Annotated in this window: 15 protein-coding genes and 1 riboswitch; of the genes, 4 read left to right on the forward strand and 11 right to left on the reverse strand. The window is 68.5% G+C overall.

The features are described 5' to 3' along the window. Window positions 1-45 precede the first annotated feature (45 nt). The 6 genes from ACWD04_RS14475 to ctaE all read right to left on the reverse strand — a co-directional run bounded on the left by ACWD04_RS14475 (window position 46) and on the right by ctaE (window position 7,145). Window positions 46-1,422 carry an aminotransferase class V-fold PLP-dependent enzyme gene (locus tag ACWD04_RS14475; RefSeq protein ID WP_451131649.1) on the reverse strand — a complete coding sequence of 459 codons (1,377 nt, stop codon included), beginning with the start codon at window positions 1,420-1,422 and terminating at the stop codon, window positions 46-48. Between the two features lie 175 nt (window positions 1,423-1,597). Beyond that, a riboswitch (SAM riboswitch) is annotated at window positions 1,598-1,715 on the reverse strand. Between the two features lie 84 nt (window positions 1,716-1,799). After that, complete coding sequence (gene trpD, locus ACWD04_RS14480; RefSeq protein WP_451131651.1) at window positions 1,800-2,864, reverse strand: anthranilate phosphoribosyltransferase; 1,065 nt, start codon at window positions 2,862-2,864, stop codon at window positions 1,800-1,802. A gap of 124 nt (window positions 2,865-2,988) precedes the next feature. Next, a complete protein-coding gene (gene qcrB, locus ACWD04_RS14485; protein ID WP_451131653.1) occupies window positions 2,989-4,614 on the reverse strand; it encodes a cytochrome bc1 complex cytochrome b subunit in 1,626 nt (541 codons plus the stop codon). Continuing rightward, window positions 4,611-5,663 carry a cytochrome bc1 complex Rieske iron-sulfur subunit gene (gene qcrA, locus ACWD04_RS14490; protein ID WP_451131655.1) on the reverse strand — a complete coding sequence of 351 codons (1,053 nt, stop codon included), beginning with the start codon at window positions 5,661-5,663 and terminating at the stop codon, window positions 4,611-4,613. The genes qcrB and qcrA overlap by 4 nt, the downstream gene beginning before the upstream one ends. After that, window positions 5,660-6,469 carry a cytochrome bc1 complex diheme cytochrome c subunit gene (gene qcrC / locus ACWD04_RS14495; RefSeq protein ID WP_451131657.1) on the reverse strand — a complete coding sequence of 270 codons (810 nt, stop codon included), beginning with the start codon at window positions 6,467-6,469 and terminating at the stop codon, window positions 5,660-5,662. The genes qcrA and qcrC overlap by 4 nt, the downstream gene beginning before the upstream one ends. A gap of 55 nt (window positions 6,470-6,524) precedes the next feature. Further along, window positions 6,525-7,145, reverse strand: a complete 621-nt coding sequence (ctaE, locus tag ACWD04_RS14500) for an aa3-type cytochrome oxidase subunit III (protein ID WP_205019672.1) — start codon at window positions 7,143-7,145, stop codon at window positions 6,525-6,527. 187 nt (window positions 7,146-7,332) lie between these two features. Between ctaE and ACWD04_RS14505 the strand changes: the two genes are divergently transcribed. Then, a complete protein-coding gene (locus ACWD04_RS14505) occupies window positions 7,333-7,734 on the forward strand; it encodes a hypothetical protein (RefSeq protein WP_451131659.1) in 402 nt (133 codons plus the stop codon). A 63-nt stretch (window positions 7,735-7,797) separates the two neighbouring features. Here the strand turns inward: ACWD04_RS14505 and ACWD04_RS14510 are convergent, their stop codons facing one another. The 4 genes from ACWD04_RS14510 to ctaC form a co-directional block, all read right to left on the reverse strand. Further along, on the reverse strand, window positions 7,798-9,054 hold the full coding sequence (locus ACWD04_RS14510) for an Ig-like domain-containing protein (RefSeq protein WP_451131661.1): 1,257 nt from the start codon (window positions 9,052-9,054) through the stop codon (window positions 7,798-7,800). Window positions 9,055-9,179: 125 nt separating this feature from the next. Then, window positions 9,180-9,578: a cytochrome c oxidase subunit 4 gene (locus ACWD04_RS14515; protein WP_451131663.1), complete on the reverse strand. Its 399-nt coding sequence runs from the start codon at window positions 9,576-9,578 to the stop codon at window positions 9,180-9,182. Beyond that, window positions 9,575-11,311, reverse strand: a complete 1,737-nt coding sequence (ctaD, locus tag ACWD04_RS14520; RefSeq protein ID WP_451131665.1) for an aa3-type cytochrome oxidase subunit I — start codon at window positions 11,309-11,311, stop codon at window positions 9,575-9,577. Before ctaD ends, ACWD04_RS14515 begins: the two co-directional genes overlap by 4 nt. Continuing rightward, the gene (ctaC, locus tag ACWD04_RS14525; protein ID WP_451131667.1) at window positions 11,308-12,276 is read right to left on the reverse strand and encodes an aa3-type cytochrome oxidase subunit II; all 969 of its coding nucleotides are present in this window, start codon (window positions 12,274-12,276) and stop codon (window positions 11,308-11,310) included. Before ctaC ends, ctaD begins: the two co-directional genes overlap by 4 nt. A gap of 271 nt (window positions 12,277-12,547) precedes the next feature. Here ctaC and ACWD04_RS14530 point away from each other — a divergent pair, with 271 nt between their 5' ends. Next, window positions 12,548-13,930, forward strand: a complete 1,383-nt coding sequence (locus ACWD04_RS14530; protein WP_451131669.1) for an aminotransferase class V-fold PLP-dependent enzyme — start codon at window positions 12,548-12,550, stop codon at window positions 13,928-13,930. Between the two features lie 27 nt (window positions 13,931-13,957). Here the strand turns inward: ACWD04_RS14530 and ACWD04_RS14535 are convergent, their stop codons facing one another. Further along, window positions 13,958-14,932 carry a carbohydrate kinase family protein gene (locus ACWD04_RS14535; RefSeq protein ID WP_451131670.1) on the reverse strand — a complete coding sequence of 325 codons (975 nt, stop codon included), beginning with the start codon at window positions 14,930-14,932 and terminating at the stop codon, window positions 13,958-13,960. 160 nt (window positions 14,933-15,092) lie between these two features. Here ACWD04_RS14535 and ACWD04_RS14540 point away from each other — a divergent pair, with 160 nt between their 5' ends. Both ACWD04_RS14540 and ACWD04_RS14545 read left to right on the forward strand, forming a co-directional pair. Beyond that, a complete protein-coding gene (locus ACWD04_RS14540) occupies window positions 15,093-15,290 on the forward strand; it encodes a hypothetical protein (RefSeq protein WP_451131672.1) in 198 nt (65 codons plus the stop codon). Window positions 15,291-15,423: 133 nt separating this feature from the next. Then, complete coding sequence (locus ACWD04_RS14545) at window positions 15,424-16,878, forward strand: hypothetical protein (RefSeq protein ID WP_451131674.1); 1,455 nt, start codon at window positions 15,424-15,426, stop codon at window positions 16,876-16,878. The last annotated feature ends 83 nt before the right edge of the window (window positions 16,879-16,961 follow it).

A 16,961-nucleotide genomic window follows, 5' to 3' on the forward strand; every position in this document is an offset into this window, starting at 1 on the left:
AGGGCGTTTCGCCCCGTCCCCGGCCGGAGCCGTTCCGCGGACCGTTCAGACCTGCGCGACGCCCCGGTCGGGCACGCACCGGCCCTCCTCGGTGCGGTACGTCCAGCGGGCGCCCTTGCCCACCAGCTCGCGGACGGCGCCCAGGAACCGCTCGATGTGCTCGTCCGGCGTGCCGGCGCCGAAGCTCACCCTGATGGCGTTGAGGGACTTCTCCCCCGGCGCGGCCTCCGGCGCGCCGCACTCGCCCGGGTCCTGCGGCTCGCTGCCCAGCAGGGTCCGCACCAGCGGGTGGGCGCAGAACAGTCCGTCGCGCACCCCGATGCCGTACTCGGCGGAGAGCGCCGCGGCGAAGTGCGAGCTGTTCCACCCCTCGACCACGAAGGAGATGACGCCGACCCTCGGGGCGTCGTCACCGAACAGCGAGAGCACCTTGACCTCGGGGACCGCCGCAAGGCCCTCGCGGACCCGGGTCACCAGCTGCTGCTCGCGCGCGACCAGCCGGTCGAATCCGGCCTCGGTCAGGGCCTTGCAGGCAGCGGCGATGGAGTAGACGCCGATGACGTTGGGCGATCCGGCCTCGTGCCGGGCCGCGGTGGTGTGCCACTCGACGTCGACACCGCCGTCGGTGCGCCGGGCGACCTTGCGGGAGGCGCCGCCGCCGGCGAGGTACGGCTCGGCGTCCACCAGCCAGTCGGCCCGGCCCGCGAGGACACCTGAGCCGAAGGGGGCATACAGCTTGTGCCCGGAGAAGGCGACCCAGTCGACGTCCAGCTCGGTGATGTCCACCGGGTGATGGGGCGCCAGCTGCGCGGCGTCGAGCACGATCCGCGCACCGTGCGCGTGGGCGGCGGCGGCCAGTTCCTTCACCGGCCACAGCTCACCGGTGACGTTGGACGCGCCCGTCACACAGACCAGCGCGGGCCCGTAGGGGTCACGGCCGGCCAGGGCCCGCTCCAGCGTGGCGACCGCCTGGTCCGGGGTGCGGGGCGAGTCGAGGTAGGTCACCCGGGCGTCGCGCCAGGGCAGCAGGGAGGCGTGGTGCTCGGTCTCGAACACGAACACCTGGCAGTCGGCGGGCAGCGCGGCGGCCAGGAGGTTGAGGGAGTCGGTCGTCGAGCGGGTGAAGACCACCTGGTCGTCCGCGCGGCAGCCGAGGAACTCCGCGACGGTCACGCGGCTGCTCTCGAACAGGTCGGTGGAGAGCTGCGAGAGGTACCCGGCACCGCGGTGCACGCTGCCGTAGTACGGGGCGTAGGCGGCCACGTCGTCCCACACCCGCTGGAGAGCCGGAGCACTGGCCGCGTAGTCCAGAGCGGCATACGTGACGTCTCCACCTGTAACGAGAGGAACGGTGACATCAGAACCCAGAACCGGCAGCGGGGCACAAATGGACTGGTCGACGGCAGCGGTGGAGACAGACATGGCGAACTCCCGTAAGAGGCAGGCGAGATCCACGCGCCGGCGATACGCAGCGGCGCGGCGGAAGAAGAAAAAGGGGGGTGTGCGGAGGAGGGCGTCGAGCCCTATCGCATTCGCTTGCTCACAAGAGGCTCCCTGGGACCAGGACCCCAAGGGGTGGCATCCAACGATGCCGAGGGGCCCGCGCTTGCCACAGACCTCGCTGCCTGCGGCCTGGTCTTCACCCGGGGCACCCCGCCACGGACGGAGGGTTGCCGGACAGCGGGCCGGGGCCGTAGTCGCTGTCACTCATGACCTGCGCAGCATCTTGCCACATTGGCTGCGACGCGCAAGGACGCAGTCCGCGATCCGGACTGCGCCCTTGCTCACATCGTGCGCCCTCAGGCGTTGCTGGCCGCCACCCAGCGCTCCAGCGCGCGCTTGGCGGCTCCCGAGTCGATCGACTTCGCGGCCCGGGCCATCCCGCCCGAGAGCTGCTCGCCCAGCGTGCCCTCGCCCGGGTCCAGCGCGACCAGCGCGGCAGCCGAGTTGAGCAGCACGGCGTCGCGTACGGGGCCGGTCTCCCCGTCCAGCAGCCGACGGGCCACATCCGCGTTGTACGAGGCGTCGGCGCCGCGCAGCGCCTCGACGGGAACCAGGTCCAGGCCGACGTCGCGCGGGTCGAAGGCCTCCTCGCGGACGGTGCCCTCGTGGACGACCCACACTCGCGATGTCGCCGTGGTGGTCAGCTCGTCGAGGCCGTCGTCGCCCCGGAAGACAAGCGCGGAATTCCCCCGGTCCGCCAGCACGCCGGCCACGATGGGCGCCATCCTCGGGTCGGCGACCCCGATGGCCTGGGAGCGCACCCGGGCCGGGTTGGTGAGAGGGCCGAGGATGTTGAACGTGGTCTGGGTGCCGAGCTCCTTGCGCGCCCTGGCCGCGTACCGCAGGGCGGGGTGGAACTTCACCGCGAAGCAGAAGGTGATGCCCGCTTCCTCGGCGACGGCGACGACGCGCTGCGGCGTCAGCTCAAGGTTGACCCCGAGCTTCTCCAGCACGTCGGAGGCCCCGCTCGCCGAGGAGGAGGCCCGGTTGCCGTGCTTGACGACCTTCGCGCCCGTCCCCGCGACGACGATCGCCGACATGGTGGAGATGTTGACCGTCTTGGCCATGTCGCCGCCGGTGCCGACGATGTCGACCGTCCGGCCGGGCACCTGGATGGTGTGCGCGTGCTCGTACATGGCGCGGACGAGTCCGGTGACCTCGTCGACGGTCTCGCCCTTGGCCCGCAGGGCGATCGCGAAGCCGGCGATCTGCACGTCCGTGGCCTCGCCGCTCATGATGCGGTCCATGGCCCACGCGGTGTCGTCCGCGCCGAGGTGTTCGCCGCGCAGGAGGGGGGTCAGTACGCCGGGCCAGGTACGGGCCACCGCGCTGTCGCCGCCGTCCGGGGTCACCACGTTCATGGTCCGCTCCTGGGGGTCCACAGCCGATACAAGGATGCCTCCCACCCTATCCAGGCCCCGGGACGGCGAAGAGCCCCGTCCATCGGATGGACGGGGCTCCCGCTGTGGCGGTCAGCTGAGGTGATCAGTGGTGGCCGTGGCCGCTGGTGATCTCCTTGTACTCCTCGGCAGTGGGCTTGGCGATCTGGTTGTCCTCGCCGAAGTAGCTCTTGCTGAGCCTGGCCCGCACCTTCTGCAACGCCGACGGCTTGCGCTCGACACCGTTCTTGTCGACGGTCGGGCCGATCTCGATCGGCTTGTACTGCTCGTGCGCCGTGAGCGTGTGCAGCTGCTCCGGGCTGAGCGGCTCGTGGATCTCCACGAACTCACCGTGCGGCAGGCGCTTGATGGTGCCGGACTCGCGCCCGTGCAGCACCTTCTCCTTGTCGCGGCGCTGAAGGCCGAGACAGATGCGCCGGGTGACGACGAACGCCAGGACCGGGCCGACGAAGAAGGCGATCCGTACGAACCAGCTGATCGCGTTGAGCGACAGATGGAAGTGGGTCGCCCAGATGTCGTTGCCGCCGCCGATGAGCATGACGAAGTAGATCGTCACCCAGGCCACACCCAGCCCGGTGCGGGTCGGAGCGTTGCGCGGGCGGTCCAGGATGTGGTGCTCGCGCTTGTCGCCGGTGATCCACGACTCGATGAACGGGTACAGCGCGAGCGCACCGAGGACGACACCGAACAGCACCAGCGGGATGAGTACGCCCAGGACCAGTGTGTGGCCCCAGAGGTTGATCTCCCAGCCGGGCATCACACGGACGAAGCCTTCCGCGAAGCCCATGTACCAGTCCGGCTGGGCACCCGTGGACACCTGGTCGGGACGGTAGGGGCCGAGCGCCCAGATCGGGTTGATCGTGGCGATCGCGGAGAGGATCGCGATGAAGCCGAAGACCAGGAAGAAGAAGCCTCCGGCCTTGGCCATGTACACCGGCAGCAGCGGCATGCCGACGACGTTCTTGTTCGTCTTGCCCGGGCCGGCGAACTGCGTGTGCTTGTGGAAGAAGACCAGGATGAGGTGGGCGACCACGAGCCCGAGCATGATGCCCGGCAGCAGCAGGATGTGGATCGAGTAGAACCTCGAGATGATGTCCGTTCCGGGGAACTCCCCACCGAACAGGAACATCGAGATGTACGTACCGACGATCGGCATCGACAGGATCGCGCCCTGCGTGAAGCGCACACCCGTACCGGAGAGCAGGTCGTCCGGGAGCGAGTAACCGGTGAACCCGGTGAACATGCCGAGCACGAAGAGCAGGAAGCCGAACAGCCAGTTGATCTCGCGCGGCTTGCGGTACGCACCGGTGAAGAACACCCGGAACATGTGCACGAACATGCCGGCGAGGAAGATGATCGCGGCCCAGTGGTGGATCTGCCGGACGAGCAGGCCACCGCGGACGTCGAAGCTGATGTCCAGCGTCGAGGCGTAGGCCGCGGACATCCGGATGCCGTTCATCGGCTCGTAGGAGCCGTGGTACACGACCTCGTTCATGCTCGGGTTGAAGAACAGCGTCAGGTACACACCCGTGAGGATGATGATGATGAAGCTGTAGAGGCAGATCTCACCCAGCATGAAGGACCAGTGGTCCGGGAAGATCTTGCGCATGTTGGCCTTGGCCAGGCCGTAGATGCCCAGCCGGCCGTCCGCCCAGTCGGCCACCCGCTCACCGGCGGGCGCCTTGCGCTGTGTTTCCGTCGCAGTACTCATCCGCGCTCCCAGAAGGCAGGACCGACGGGCTCTTCGAAGTCACCGAGCGCCTCGAGGTTACCCTCGCTGTTCACACCGATCTGCAGCTGCGGAAGGGCGTGACCGGCCGGACCGAAGATGACGCGGGCGCCGTCGGAGAGGTCGAAGGTGGACTGGTGGCACGGGCAGAGCACGTGATGCGTCTGCTGCTCGTACAGGCTGATCGGGCAGCCGACGTGGGTGCAGATCTTGGAGAAGGCCACGATTCCCTCGTGCGCCCACTCGCGCTCCTTCGGGTCCTTGATGTTGTCCGGCTCGATGCGGATGATCATCAGAGCGGCCTTGGCGATCTGCGTCTGGAAGTCGTGCGCGTCCTCCTCCAGGCCCTCGGGCATGGCGAAGGTCAGCGAACCGACGACGATGTCCTCGGGACGCAGCGGCTCCATGGTGTTCATGTTGACGAGCTGCTTGCCCTTGGCCCACAGGGTCTTGCGGAGCTTCTTCTCCGGCAGCGGACCGAGGTCGCGCAGCAGCATCACACCGGAGAGCGGCACCAGGGCCAGCGCACCGAACATGGTGTTGCGGATCAGCTTCCGCCGCCCGATCGCGGACTCCTTGGCACCGGCCGCGAAGTCGGCCATGACCTTGGCCCTGACCTCGGGCTCCGCCTCGATGGCGTGCCGGTCGTCGGCGACCTCCACGTCGGACATCAGGGTGCGCGCCCAGTGGACGGCACCCGCGCCGATCAGGAAGAGCGCCAGCCCCAGGGTCAGACCCAGGGAGAAGTTGAGCGCGCTCACATGGCCGAACGGCCAGATGAAGACGATCTTGTCGACCGGGAAGATGACGTACGAGGCGATGAAGCCGATCGTCGCCAGCATGGACAGCGTGAACATGAGGGCGACGGCTCGCTCGGAGCGCCTCGCCGCCCGTTCGTCGATGTCCTGGATGCGCGGCCGGTGGGCCGGCAGTCCCGGGTCGGCGAACGGGTCGCCCGCACCCTCTACCGCGCCGTGCGCGGTGCCCTGCTCTGCCGGCAGGTTCTCTTCTGAAATCTGTTGGCTACTCATGACTTCTTGGCCTTAGCGGTGTGGGCCGCGACCCATACGGCGATGGCGATCAGGCCGCCCAGTCCGAAGATCCAGCCGAAGAGACCTTCACTGACGGGGCCGAGGCCACCGAGCGAGAGCCCACCGGGGGTCTCGGACTCATCACCGTTGACGGTCTCGATGTACGCGATGATGTCTTTCTTCTGCTGCTCCGGCATGGTGCTGTCCGGGAAGGAGGGCATGCTCTGCGGGCCGGTCTGCATGGCCTCGTAGATGTGCTTCGGACTCACGCCTTCGAGATCCGGAGCGTACTTCCCCTCGGTGAGGGCGCCGCCCTTGCCGGTGAAGTTGTGGCACTGCGCGCAGTTGTTGCGGAACAGGTCACCGCCCTTGGCCACGTCCGCGCCCGAGGGGTCGACCTGACTCTTGGTCGGCGTGATCGGACCGGCGCCCAGGGACGCGACGTACGCCGCGAGCTGGTCGATCTCGGCCTGGTTGTAGATGACCTTCTTCTTCGGGACCTGGGCGCCCGGCTGCTGAGCCGGCATGCGTCCGGTACCGACCTGGAAGTCGACGGCGGCGGAGCCCACGCCCACGAGGGACGGCCCGTCGGTGGTGCCCTGACCGCCGGATCCGTGGCAGCTTGCACAGCCCACGGAGTAGAGCTTCTTGCCCTCGTCGATGGCGAGGGACTGGGCGGTTTCGTCGGCCTGCGCCTTACCCGCAGGCGCAAACGCGGCGTACAGCCCCCCGGTAGCCGCCAGCGCGAGGAGTAGTACGACGACTGCCGCCAGCGGATGGCGTCGTCGTGCGGAGAGCTTTTTCACGGATTACCCCGGTGTCAGGATCTTCTGCGTCGATGGTGGGTGGGTGCGAGCCCGGTTACTTGATCATGTAGATCGTGGCGAACAGGCCGATCCAGACGACATCGACGAAGTGCCAGTAGTAGGACACGACGATGGCCGCGGTGGCCTGTTCATGGGTGAATCTCGAGGCCGCGTATGTCCTGCCCAGGACGAGCAGGAAGGCGATGAGACCGCCTGTCACATGCAGGCCGTGGAAGCCGGTCGTCAGGTAGAACACCGAACCGTACGGGTCGGAGGACAGGGAGAGACCCGCGTCCTTGACCAGCTCGGTGTACTCCAGGACCTGGCCTCCGATGAAGATCGAACCCATCACGAACGTGATGATGAACCAGGTGCGGAGCTTCTTCACATCGCCCCGCTCCGCGGCGAAAACGCCGAGCTGGCAGGTGAGAGAGGAAAGCACCAGGATCGTGGTGTTCGTCGCCGAGAACGGGAAGTTCAGATGGTGAGCCATCTCCTTCCAGTGATCGGGTCCCATCACCGATCGCAGGGTGAAGTACATCGCGAAGAGGGCCGCGAAGAACATCAGCTCGGAACTCAACCAGATGATGGTTCCGACGCTGGTGAGGTTCGGCCGATTGACCGACGGGTGCGCGTGCCCGGTTTCTACTGTCGTTGCTGTCGCCACGACCGACATTATGTCGGTCGCTTATCCCGCCCTCACTCCGGGGGGTGCCGTTCGGTGTGTCAGTGGCATGTGTCCACACCGAACGGCCCAACGAATCGCTGTCTTTACCAGTGCTGACAGGCAGTCCACCGGAGTACGATCCGCCCATCGGTTCATGCCCCGAGAGCCCCGAAGACACAGACGTCACGGAGGAACAATGCAGCCGACCGCCACGGTCCTGGTCTACAGCGACGACGCCAACACCCGTGAGCAGGTGAGGCTGGCAGCCGGGCGCAGGCCTGCGGCGGACGTGCCACCGGTCACGTTCCTGGAGTGCGCCACCCTGCCCGCTGTCCTGAGCGCCCTGGACCGGGGAGGCATCGATGTCTGTGTGCTGGACGGCGAGACGGCCCCCGCAGGCGGCATGGGGGTCTGCCGGCAGATCAAGGACGAGATCTTCGACTGCCCGCCCGTGCTGCTGCTGATCGGACGGCCACAGGACGCCTGGCTGGCCACGTGGAGCCGTGCGGACGCCGCTGTGACGCATCCGGTCGACCCGGTCGGCTTCGCGGACGCCCTGGCCTCCCTGCTGCGCCACAGGCTGTCCGTGGGCGCCTGAGGCACAGGGGCCCCGAGCCCCTCCGCGGTGTCCCTCCGGGGCGCGGCGCACTCCCGGGCCGGATCAGACCTGGGGGCGCAGCCGCGCCGTCCGGGCGTCGGTGCCCGTGTCCGGCGTGCCGCCGCCGTGCAGGGCGCTCCCCTGCAGCCAGGCGTCCCAGGTCAGGTTCCAGTCACCGAAGCCGTTGTCGAAGGGCGTCATCATCTCGCCGCCGCTCCCGACGACCTTGACGATGTCGCCTTCGCGTACGGTCTCGAAGAACCATTCGGCGTCGGCGTTGCTCATCCCCGTACAGCCGTGGCTGACGTTGGCGTTGCCCTGTGAACCGGTCGACCAGGGCGCGGCGTGGACGTACTCACCGCTCCAGGTGACGCGTGTCGCCCAGTAGACCGGCAGGTCGTAGGACTCCGACGAGCCGGCGGCGATGCCGATGCTCTCGCCGCGCATGCGTACGAACTGCTCCTTCGCCAGCACCACCTTGACGCCGTTGCGGGTGTCGAAGCCAGGCTTGCCCGTGGTGACCGGCAGCGTGTTGATCACATCACCGTTGCGCAGGACGGTCATGGAGTGGTCCGCGGCGTCGGTGATCGCTTCTATGCGGTCGCCGGTGGTGAGCTTCAGGGGCTTCGCGGTGGCCCCGTAGAGGGCGTTGGTGACCTTGATGCCCTTGAGGTTGCTGAGGACGTCGATGCTGGCGCCGGCGGGCCAGTACTCCTTGGGCCGGTAGTGCAGGGTCTTGGCGTCGACCCAGTGCCAGGAGCCGGTGACCGCGGGCATGGACCGGACCTGGAGCCCGCGTTCCACGGTCGCCCTGGCGGCCTTGTCCGTGACCGGAGCGCTGAGTTCCGCTGTGAGGGGCTGTCCGACGCCGTAGGTGCCCGCCTGCGGGCCGAAGGTCACCTTCAGGAACTTCTTGGCCGCGGCCGTCCCGAAGGCGTACGTACGGCTGCCAGGAGCGCCGTCGCCGTTCTCGGTGGAGACCTTGACGGTGTATCGGGTGCCGGCCGCGAGCGTGGTGGTGGAATGCCACCGCTTACCGTCGGCGTCGAGCTCGCCCGCCAGGTGGCGGCCATCGGTGTCGACGGCCGTCACGTCCGTGATTCTCGCGTCGTCGTCCTTGACGGTGACTTCGAGCGGCTTCTCGGGGTCGGCCTTCTCGTCCTCGGACGGGCCGGTGAAGGAGACCAGGTCGGCGGCGTCGTGCGGCTTCAACGACAGCGGATGACCTTCGGACTCACCACAGGCGGTCGCACCTGCGACCAGGGTCACGACCAGCAGAGTGCAGCTCACTACGGTGCGGATGCGCGGCGTCTGGTTCATGAACCCACGCTAAGAAGATTCATCCGATCCAGCGCGTTCAGTGACTGCAAACGGGGGCCCGGCCCGCTCATTACTGAGCGGGCCGGGCCCCCGTACGGGTGCGACACGTCCTGTGAGGGCGCGCCCTACTGGGTGCGGTTCTCTCCCCGGTAGTACTCGAAGACCCAGCCGAAGAGGCCGATCAGGAGCAGCGGGGCCGAGAAGTAGGCCAGCCACCAGCCGAAGACGACGGCCAGGAAGAGGAAGGCGCCACCAATGGCCAGCGAGAGCGGCTGCCAGCTGTGCGGCGAGAAGAAGCCCACCTCACCGGCTTCGTCCGCGACGTCGGCTTCCTTGTTGTCCTGGGCCATCGCATCGACCCTGTTGGCCGTGAAGGCCAGGTAGAAGCCGATCATGACGGTCAGGCCGAAGGACAGGACCAGCGCGGTGGTACCGACCGGCTCCTTGGACCAGACGCCGTACGTGACGGCCATGGCCAGCATGAAGACGCTCAGCCAGATGAAGAGCTTGCCCTGGATCTTCACTTGCCGTCCTCCTTGCCGCCGACGAGGACCTTCTCACCCTCGGACAGGTGATCCAGCTGCTCGAGCGCCGCGATCTCCGGGTGGTGCAGGTCGAACGCCGGGGATTCGGAACGGATCCGCGGCAGGCTGAGGAAGTTGTGCCGGGGCGGCGGGCAGGACGTCGCCCATTCGAGCGAACGGCCGTAGCCCCAGGGGTCGTCGACCTCGATCTTCTTCCCGTACTTGGCGGTCTTCCAGACGTTGTACATGAACGGAAGCATCGACAGTCCGAGCACGAACGAGGAGATCGTCGAGATCGTGTTCAGGGCGGTGAAGCCGTCGGCGGCGAGGTAGTCCGCGTAACGGCGCGGCATGCCCTCGGCTCCCAGCCAGTGCTGCACCAGGAACGTGCCGTGGAAGCCGACGAACAGCGTCCAGAACGTCATCTTCCCGAGCCGCTCGTCCAGCATCTTGCCGGTGAACTTCGGCCACCAGAAGTGGAATCCGGCGAACATCGCGAAGACCACGGTGCCGAAGACGACGTAGTGGAAGTGCGCGACGACGAAGTACGAGTCGGAGATGTGGAAGTCCAGCGGCGGCGAGGCCAGGATCACGCCGGTCAGACCACCGAAGGCGAAGGTGATCAGGAAGCCGACCGACCAGAGCATCGGTGTCTCGAAGGACAACGATCCCTTCCACATCGTGCCGATCCAGTTGAAGAACTTCACACCGGTCGGCACCGCGATGAGGAACGTCATGAAGGAGAAGAACGGCAACAGCACGCCGCCCGTGACGTACATGTGGTGTGCCCACACGGTCACGGAAAGGCCGGCGATGGCGATCGTCGCGCTGATCAGACCGACATAACCGAACATCGGCTTGCGGCTGAATACCGGAATGATCTCGGAAATGATTCCGAAGAACGGCAGAGCGATGATGTACACCTCTGGATGGCCGAAGAACCAGAAGAGGTGCTGCCAGAGCAATGCGCCACCATTGGCCGCATCGAAGATGTGTGCGCCGAATTTTCGGTCGACCTCCAGCGCGAAGAGCGCGGCGGCGAGAACCGGGAATGCCAGCAGGACCAGGACACCGGTCAGCAGGACGTTCCAGGTGAAGATCGGCATGCGGAACATCGTCATACCGGGGGCGCGCATGCAGATGATCGTGGTGATGAAGTTGACCGAACCGAGGATCGTGCCGAAGCCGGAGAAGGCCAGACCCATGATCCACATGTCGGCGCCGACACCCGGCGAGCGGACCGCGTCCGACAGCGGGGAGTAGGCGAACCAGCCGAAGTCGGCCGCACCCTGCGGGGTGAGGAAGCCTGCCACGGCGATCAGCGAGCCGAAGAGGTACAGCCAGTACGCGAACATGTTCAGCCGCGGGAACGCCACGTCGGGCGCGCCGATCTGCAGCGGCATGATCCAGTTCGCGAAGCCGGCGAACAGCGGCGTCGCGAACATCAGCAGCATGATCGTGCCGTGCATCGTGAACGCCTGGTTGAACTGCTCGTTCGACATGATCTGCGTACCGGGACGGGCCAGCTCCGCGCGCATGAAGAGCGCCAGGAGGCCACCGATGCAGAAGAACGCGAACGATGTGACCAGGTACATCGTGCCGATCGTCTTGTGGTCAGTGGTGGTCAGCCACTTGACGACGGCACTCCCCGGCTGCTTGCGCCGCACCGGCAGCTCGTCCTCGAACGAGTCGTCTGCTGCCGCGGCACCCTGGGATTCATTGAGGATGCTCACAGTTTGTTCGTCTCCGCATTCCTGGCCGGGTCCGTCTGCTCGATGCCTGCCGGCACGTAGCCCGTCTGACCCTTCTCCGCCAGCTCCTTGAGGTGCTGCTGGTAACGCTCGGGAGAGACGATCTTGACGTTGAAGAGCATCCGGGAGTGGTCGACGCCACAGAGCTCGGCGCACTTACCCATGTAGGTGCCCTCCTTCTTCGGCGTGACCTCGAAGGAGTTGGTGTGGCCCGGAATGACGTCCTGCTTCATGAGGAACGGCACCACCCAGAAGGAGTGGATGACGTCACGCGAAGTCAGGACGAAGCGGACCTTCTCGCCCTTCGGCAGCCACAGGGTCGGGCCCGGGTTGCCGTTCTGCGGGTTGCGCGTACCGGGGATGCCCACGTCGTAGACGCCGCCGGCGCCCTCTGGGAAGTCCTTGCGGTACTTGTCGGGGATGGCGTCGAGCTCCTTGGGGACCTCGTTGCCGGCGGAGGGCTGGCCCTCCACCTTCTCGATGTAGTTGAAGCCCCAGCTCCACTGGTAGCCGACCACGTTGATGGTGTGGGCCGGCTTCGGGCTGAGCTCGAGGAGCTTCGATTCATCGCGCGCGGTGAAGTAGAAGAACACCGAGACGATGATGAGGGGGACCACTGTGTACAGCGCCTCGATAGGCATGTTGTACCTGGTCTGCTGAGGTACCTCCACCTTGGTTTTGCTTCGCCGGTGGAAGATGACGCTCCACAGGATCAGCCCCCAGACAAGGACGCCCGTGGCGAGCGCTGCCGCCCACGAGCCCTGCCAGAGGGAGAGGATCCGAGGGGCCTCTTCCGTTACCGGGGTGGGCATACCGAGGCGGGGGAAATCCTCCCAGTTGTATGAACAACCGGAGGCCGTCGCCAGGACCAGGCCCGCAGTCAGCACCTGCGGCAGCTTCCGCCGCATCGGGCGCCGCGACGAGCGGTCGGAGCCGTTGGGACTCACGTAGCGCCTTCCCGAGAGTCTCGCCCGCACGGTCGGCGCGCCCGTCTCACTTGGTCGGTCGCCGGCCCTGACGCGGGCAGGGGTTTGGATGTTTATGCGGACCAAACCCTACTGGACGCTATCTGGGGTCGCGCGGGGAGGGTGCCCAACGCGCCGCACGACACCCCGAAGGGATGGAATGCGAGCCTCCGGCCGCCATCTGACGCACCCTCTCCCTGTGACCACGGCAGCCGGTCACCTGCTCACGCCCGGTGCGGGCTAGCGTGACGGTGTGCCCTACTTCGATGCGGCTTCCTCCGCCCCCCTGCACCCCGTCGCCCGCCAGGCGCTGCTCGCCTCCCTGGATGAGGGCTGGGCCGATCCCGCCCGGCTCTACCGCGAGGGCCGACGGGCCGCGCTGCTGCTGGACGCGGCCAGGGAGACCGCGGCGGAGGCGGTCGGCTGCCGTCCGGACGAGCTCGTGTTCACCTCGTCGGGCACCCGGGCGGTCCATTCCGCGATGTCCGGAGCGCTCTCCGGGCGTCGGCGTGTCGGCCGCCACCTGGTGCTCTCCGCCGTCGAGCACTCCTCGGTACTCCATTCGGCCGCCGCCCTCGAGGCGGAGGGCGGGTCGTTCACCGAGGTGGAGGTGGACCGGGCCGGGGCCGTGGACGCCTCGGCGTACGGCCGGGCCCTTCGCGCGGACACCGCGCTGGCTTGCCTGCAGTCCGCCAACCACGAGGTGGGGACGGTGCAGCCGGTGGCGGAGACCGCCGAGATCTGTGCCGAAGCCGGTGTGCCCCTGCTGGTGGACGCCGCGCAGTCACTGGGCTGGGGACCGGTGCCCGGCCGCTGGTCGCTGCTGGCCGCGAGCGCCCACAAATGGGGCGGGCCGGCCGGGGTCGGCCTGCTCGCCGTGCGTAAGGGGGTCCGGTTCGCGCCCCAAGGCCCCGCCGACGAGCGGGAGTCGGGCCGGGCCGCCGGCTTCGAGAACATCCCGGCAGTCGTCGCGGCTGCGGCCTCCCTGCGGGCGGTGCGCGCGGAGGCCGATGCCGAGGGCGTACGGCTGCGAGCCCTGGTGGACCGGATCCGGGCCGCGGTGGCTTCCCTGGTGCCCGATGTGGAGGTGGTCGGCGATCCGGTGCGGCGGCTGCCGCATCTGGTCACCTTCTCCTGTCTCTACGCCGACGGAGAGACAGTGCTCCACGAGCTGGACCGGGCCGGGTTCTCCGTGTCGTCCGGATCATCCTGCACGAGCAGCACGCTGACGCCCAGCCACGTCCTCAAGGCGATGGGGGTGCTCACGGAGGGGAACATCCGGGTGTCACTCCCGGCAGGGACGACGGACGACGAGGTCGGCAGCTTCCTCGACGTGCTGCCGGGTGTGGTGGCCGAGGTACGGGAGCGGCTCGGCGCGCCCGCTTCGACGGCTCCCTCCCCCACGCCGCGGGTCTCACTCGTGGTCGACGCGCTGGGCAGGCGTTGCCCGATTCCGGTGATCGAACTCGCAAAGGTGATCGGAGAGGTACCTGTGGGCGGCACGGTGACGGTGCTCTCGGACGACGAGGCCGCCCGCCTCGACATCCCGGCCTGGTGCGCGATGCGCGACCAGGAGTACGTGGGAGAGGAGCCGGCGGACCATGGCTCGGCCTATGTGGTCCGCCGGCTCCTCTGAGCCGATCGTCGTCGCTCCTGCCACGTACTAGGAGAGGTGCTTCCTGACCTCGGAGGCCGCCTCGTCCCCGTAGGCTTTGGTGAAGCGGTCCATGAAGGGCGTGCGGCGCAGGGTGTACTCCTGGGTGCCGACCGTCTCGATGACCAGGGTCGCGAGCATGCAGCCGACCTGAGCGGCACGCTCCAGGCCCACGCCCCAGGCGAGGCCGGAGAGGAAACCGGCCCGGAAGGCGTCGCCGACGCCGGTCGGGTCGGCCTTGCGCTCCTCCTCGGCGCAGCCGACCTCGATGGGGTCCTGGCCGGCCCGGTCGATGCGGACGCCGCGGGCACCGAGGGTGGTGACGCGATGGCCGACCCTGGACAGGATCTCCTCGTCGCTCCAGCCGGTCTTGGACTCGATGAGCCCCTTCTCGTACTCGTTGGAGAAGAGATAGGTCGCGCCGTCGAGAAGGATCCTGATCTCCTCGCCGTTCATCCGGGCGATCTGCTGCGAGAAGTCCGCGGCGAACGGGATGTCCCGCGAGCGGCACTCCTCGGTGTGGCGGAGCATCGCCTCGGGGTCGTCCGCCCCGATCGAGACGAGGTCGAGACCGCCGACGCGGTCGGCGACACTCTTGAGCTCGATCAGCCGGGCCTCGCTCATGGCGCCCGTGTAGAAGGAGCCGATCTGGTTGTGGTCGGCGTCCGTCGTGCAGACGAAGCGCGCCGTGTGCAGGACCTCGGAGGTCCGGACCGAGCCGGTGTCGACGCCGTGCCGGTCGAGCCAGGCACGGTAGTCGTCGAAGTCGGAGCCGACGGCACCCACGAGGATCGGCTGCGTGCCGAGCACACCCATACCGAAGGCGATGTTCGCGCCGACTCCGCCGCGGCGCACGTCGAGGTTGTCGACCAGGAAGGAGAGCGAGACCGTGTGCAGCTGATCCGCGACCAGCTGGTCGGCGAATCGGCCGGGGAAGGTCATGAGGTGGTCTGTGGCGATGGAGCCGGTGACTGCGATACGCACGGGGAGGCTGCTCCTGCGGAAGGCGAAGGGAACGCGTGAGCGCGCCCTCCGGGACGGCGTGACAGTTCACGCTACCCGGTGACGCCACCGTGCCTGAAAGGGCAAAACTACCCGATAGTAGGCCTTTCTGCCTGACCCCTACCGTGCGTACGGTGCGGATATGTCGAACAACAGCGTTCCGCGTGAGTCCGAGATGAGCCTGGCCGAGCTGCGCGGAGACTGCGCGCGGATGGCGCCGCACTGGGCCGCACCCGCGAAGTCCCTTACGAAGCCGGTGGAACTCTCCCGTATCCACGGGGTCACGGTGCCGCCGTCCTCGGCCCGCCTGATCGACGCCATGTCCGACTACGGGGACTGATCCGGGCTCTCCCGGGCGGCTCCCCCCGCGCACACGGTGGAACCGCGCACTCCCCCGGCCCGTCCCACCGGTGTTCCCGCCCCGGGGACGGATGATGGGCCGGTGACGGCCAGGCAGCCGAAGGAGCGATCCGGTGAGCACCGAGCGACCCGAGAATGACGTGACCGGCCTCCGGCGACGGCGTTCGCCGCTCGCCGTTTCCTCGGTGGCGGCGGCCGTGCTGCTGGCCGGGGGCGGGGCGGCGTACTGGGCCTCGGCCGCGTCCGGGGACAGCGGTACGGATGCGGGACGGGCGGCCTTTGGGAAGAGCTCCCCTCCGCTGCTCACGCTGGACGACACGGACAGTTCGTCGGCGCAGCCGCCGGGGATCGCGCCCGGTGAACCCGATCCGCACGGCAGTGTGGTCGTCTACCGCGCCTCGGGTGAGCTGCCGGACGGCCCCGGCAGCGCCGCCGTCCAGCGCGCCGCCGGCACGGTGACCGCGGCCGAGGTGGCACGGCTGGCGAAGGCGCTCGGAGTGCGGGGCACGCCCCGCACGGACGGCGCGGCATGGAAGGTGGGCAGCGACGGCGACGGCTCCGGGCCGGTGCTGAAGGTGATCAAGCAGGCGCCCGGGACGTGGACGTTCGCCCGCTACGCCTCGGGCGGCCCGGACGCGTGCGAGTCGCCCAAGGCCTGCTCGAAGGACGCGACGCCGGGCAGCGGAACCGGCACCGGTTCGCCTGTGAGCGAGAAGGCCGCCAAGGCTGCGGCGGTACCGGTCCTGAAGGCCGTGGGACAGGACGACGCCGCACTCGACGCGGATCAGCTGATGGGTTCCGTACGTGTGGTGAACGCGGACCCCGTGGTGGGCGGGCTGCCGACGCACGGCTGGTCTACCGGGATCCAGGTGGGCGCCGGGGGCGAGATCGTCGGCGGCAGCGGACACCTGAAGGGCCTGGAAAAGGGCGACAGCTATCCGGTGACCGGGGCGGAGGACGCGCTGGAGCAGCTGAACGCGGAGGGCCGGCGGACCGCGATGTCCGGCATCGGCGGCTGCGCCACCCCGGTACCGCTGGATGGCGACCCCATTTCACCGAAGACCGACTGCCATTCGGAGGGCGGGACTCCGCCGGCCACCACGGTGACGGTCGAGAAGGCCGAGTTCGGGCTCGCCGCCCAGTACGCGGACGGGGAGCAGATCCTCGTCCCCTCGTGGCTCTTCTCCGTACGGCCCGAAGAGGGCGGCCCCGGCCACACGGTCGTCCGGGTCGCGGTGGACCCGGACCACGTGGCGCCGGAGAGCACCCGGCCCACTCCGGAGCCCACGAAGGACCCGGGCGGCTCGAGCGCGGGGCTCATCTCGTACAGCGCGGACGGCCGGACGCTGGAGGTGACGTTCTGGGGCGGTGTGTGCAGCACGTACACGGCCCGTGCCGTGGAGGACGGCTCGACGGTGCGGGTGACGGTCGACGAGTCGAAGCCTGATCCCGGCAAGGCCTGCATCATGATCGCCAAGGAGCTGACCCGGACGGTGACGCTGGACGCGCCGCTGGACGGCCGGAAGGTGGTCGACGCGGGGTCGGGCGAGACGGTGCCGCGCGCCTGAGATCCACAGGCGGAGACGACGGCGGCGGGGGGGGGGGGCCGGCCGGCGCCGCCGCCGCGCCCAGCGGCAGGGGACCGCGCTGG

The organism is Streptomyces sp. NPDC002911 (genome assembly GCF_053591835.1).

What these genes read in the sequence shown, in the direction of transcription:
- ctaE (WP_205019672.1), bottom strand. Translation starts at nt 7,145, where the DNA reads ATGTCGGTCGTGGCGACAGCAACGACAGTAGAAACCGGGCACGCGCAC.
- qcrA (WP_451131655.1), bottom strand. Translation starts at nt 5,663, where the DNA reads ATGAGTAGCCAACAGATTTCAGAAGAGAACCTGCCGGCAGAGCAGGGC.
- qcrB (WP_451131653.1), bottom strand. Translation starts at nt 4,614, where the DNA reads ATGAGTACTGCGACGGAAACACAGCGCAAGGCGCCCGCCGGTGAGCGG.
- ACWD04_RS14540 (WP_451131672.1), top strand. Translation starts at nt 15,093, where the DNA reads ATGTCGAACAACAGCGTTCCGCGTGAGTCCGAGATGAGCCTGGCCGAG.
- trpD (WP_451131651.1), bottom strand. Translation starts at nt 2,864, where the DNA reads ATGAACGTGGTGACCCCGGACGGCGGCGACAGCGCGGTGGCCCGTACC.
- ACWD04_RS14510 (WP_451131661.1), bottom strand. Translation starts at nt 9,054, where the DNA reads ATGAACCAGACGCCGCGCATCCGCACCGTAGTGAGCTGCACTCTGCTG.
- ACWD04_RS14475 (WP_451131649.1), bottom strand. Translation starts at nt 1,422, where the DNA reads ATGTCTGTCTCCACCGCTGCCGTCGACCAGTCCATTTGTGCCCCGCTG.
- ACWD04_RS14505 (WP_451131659.1), top strand. Translation starts at nt 7,333, where the DNA reads ATGCAGCCGACCGCCACGGTCCTGGTCTACAGCGACGACGCCAACACC.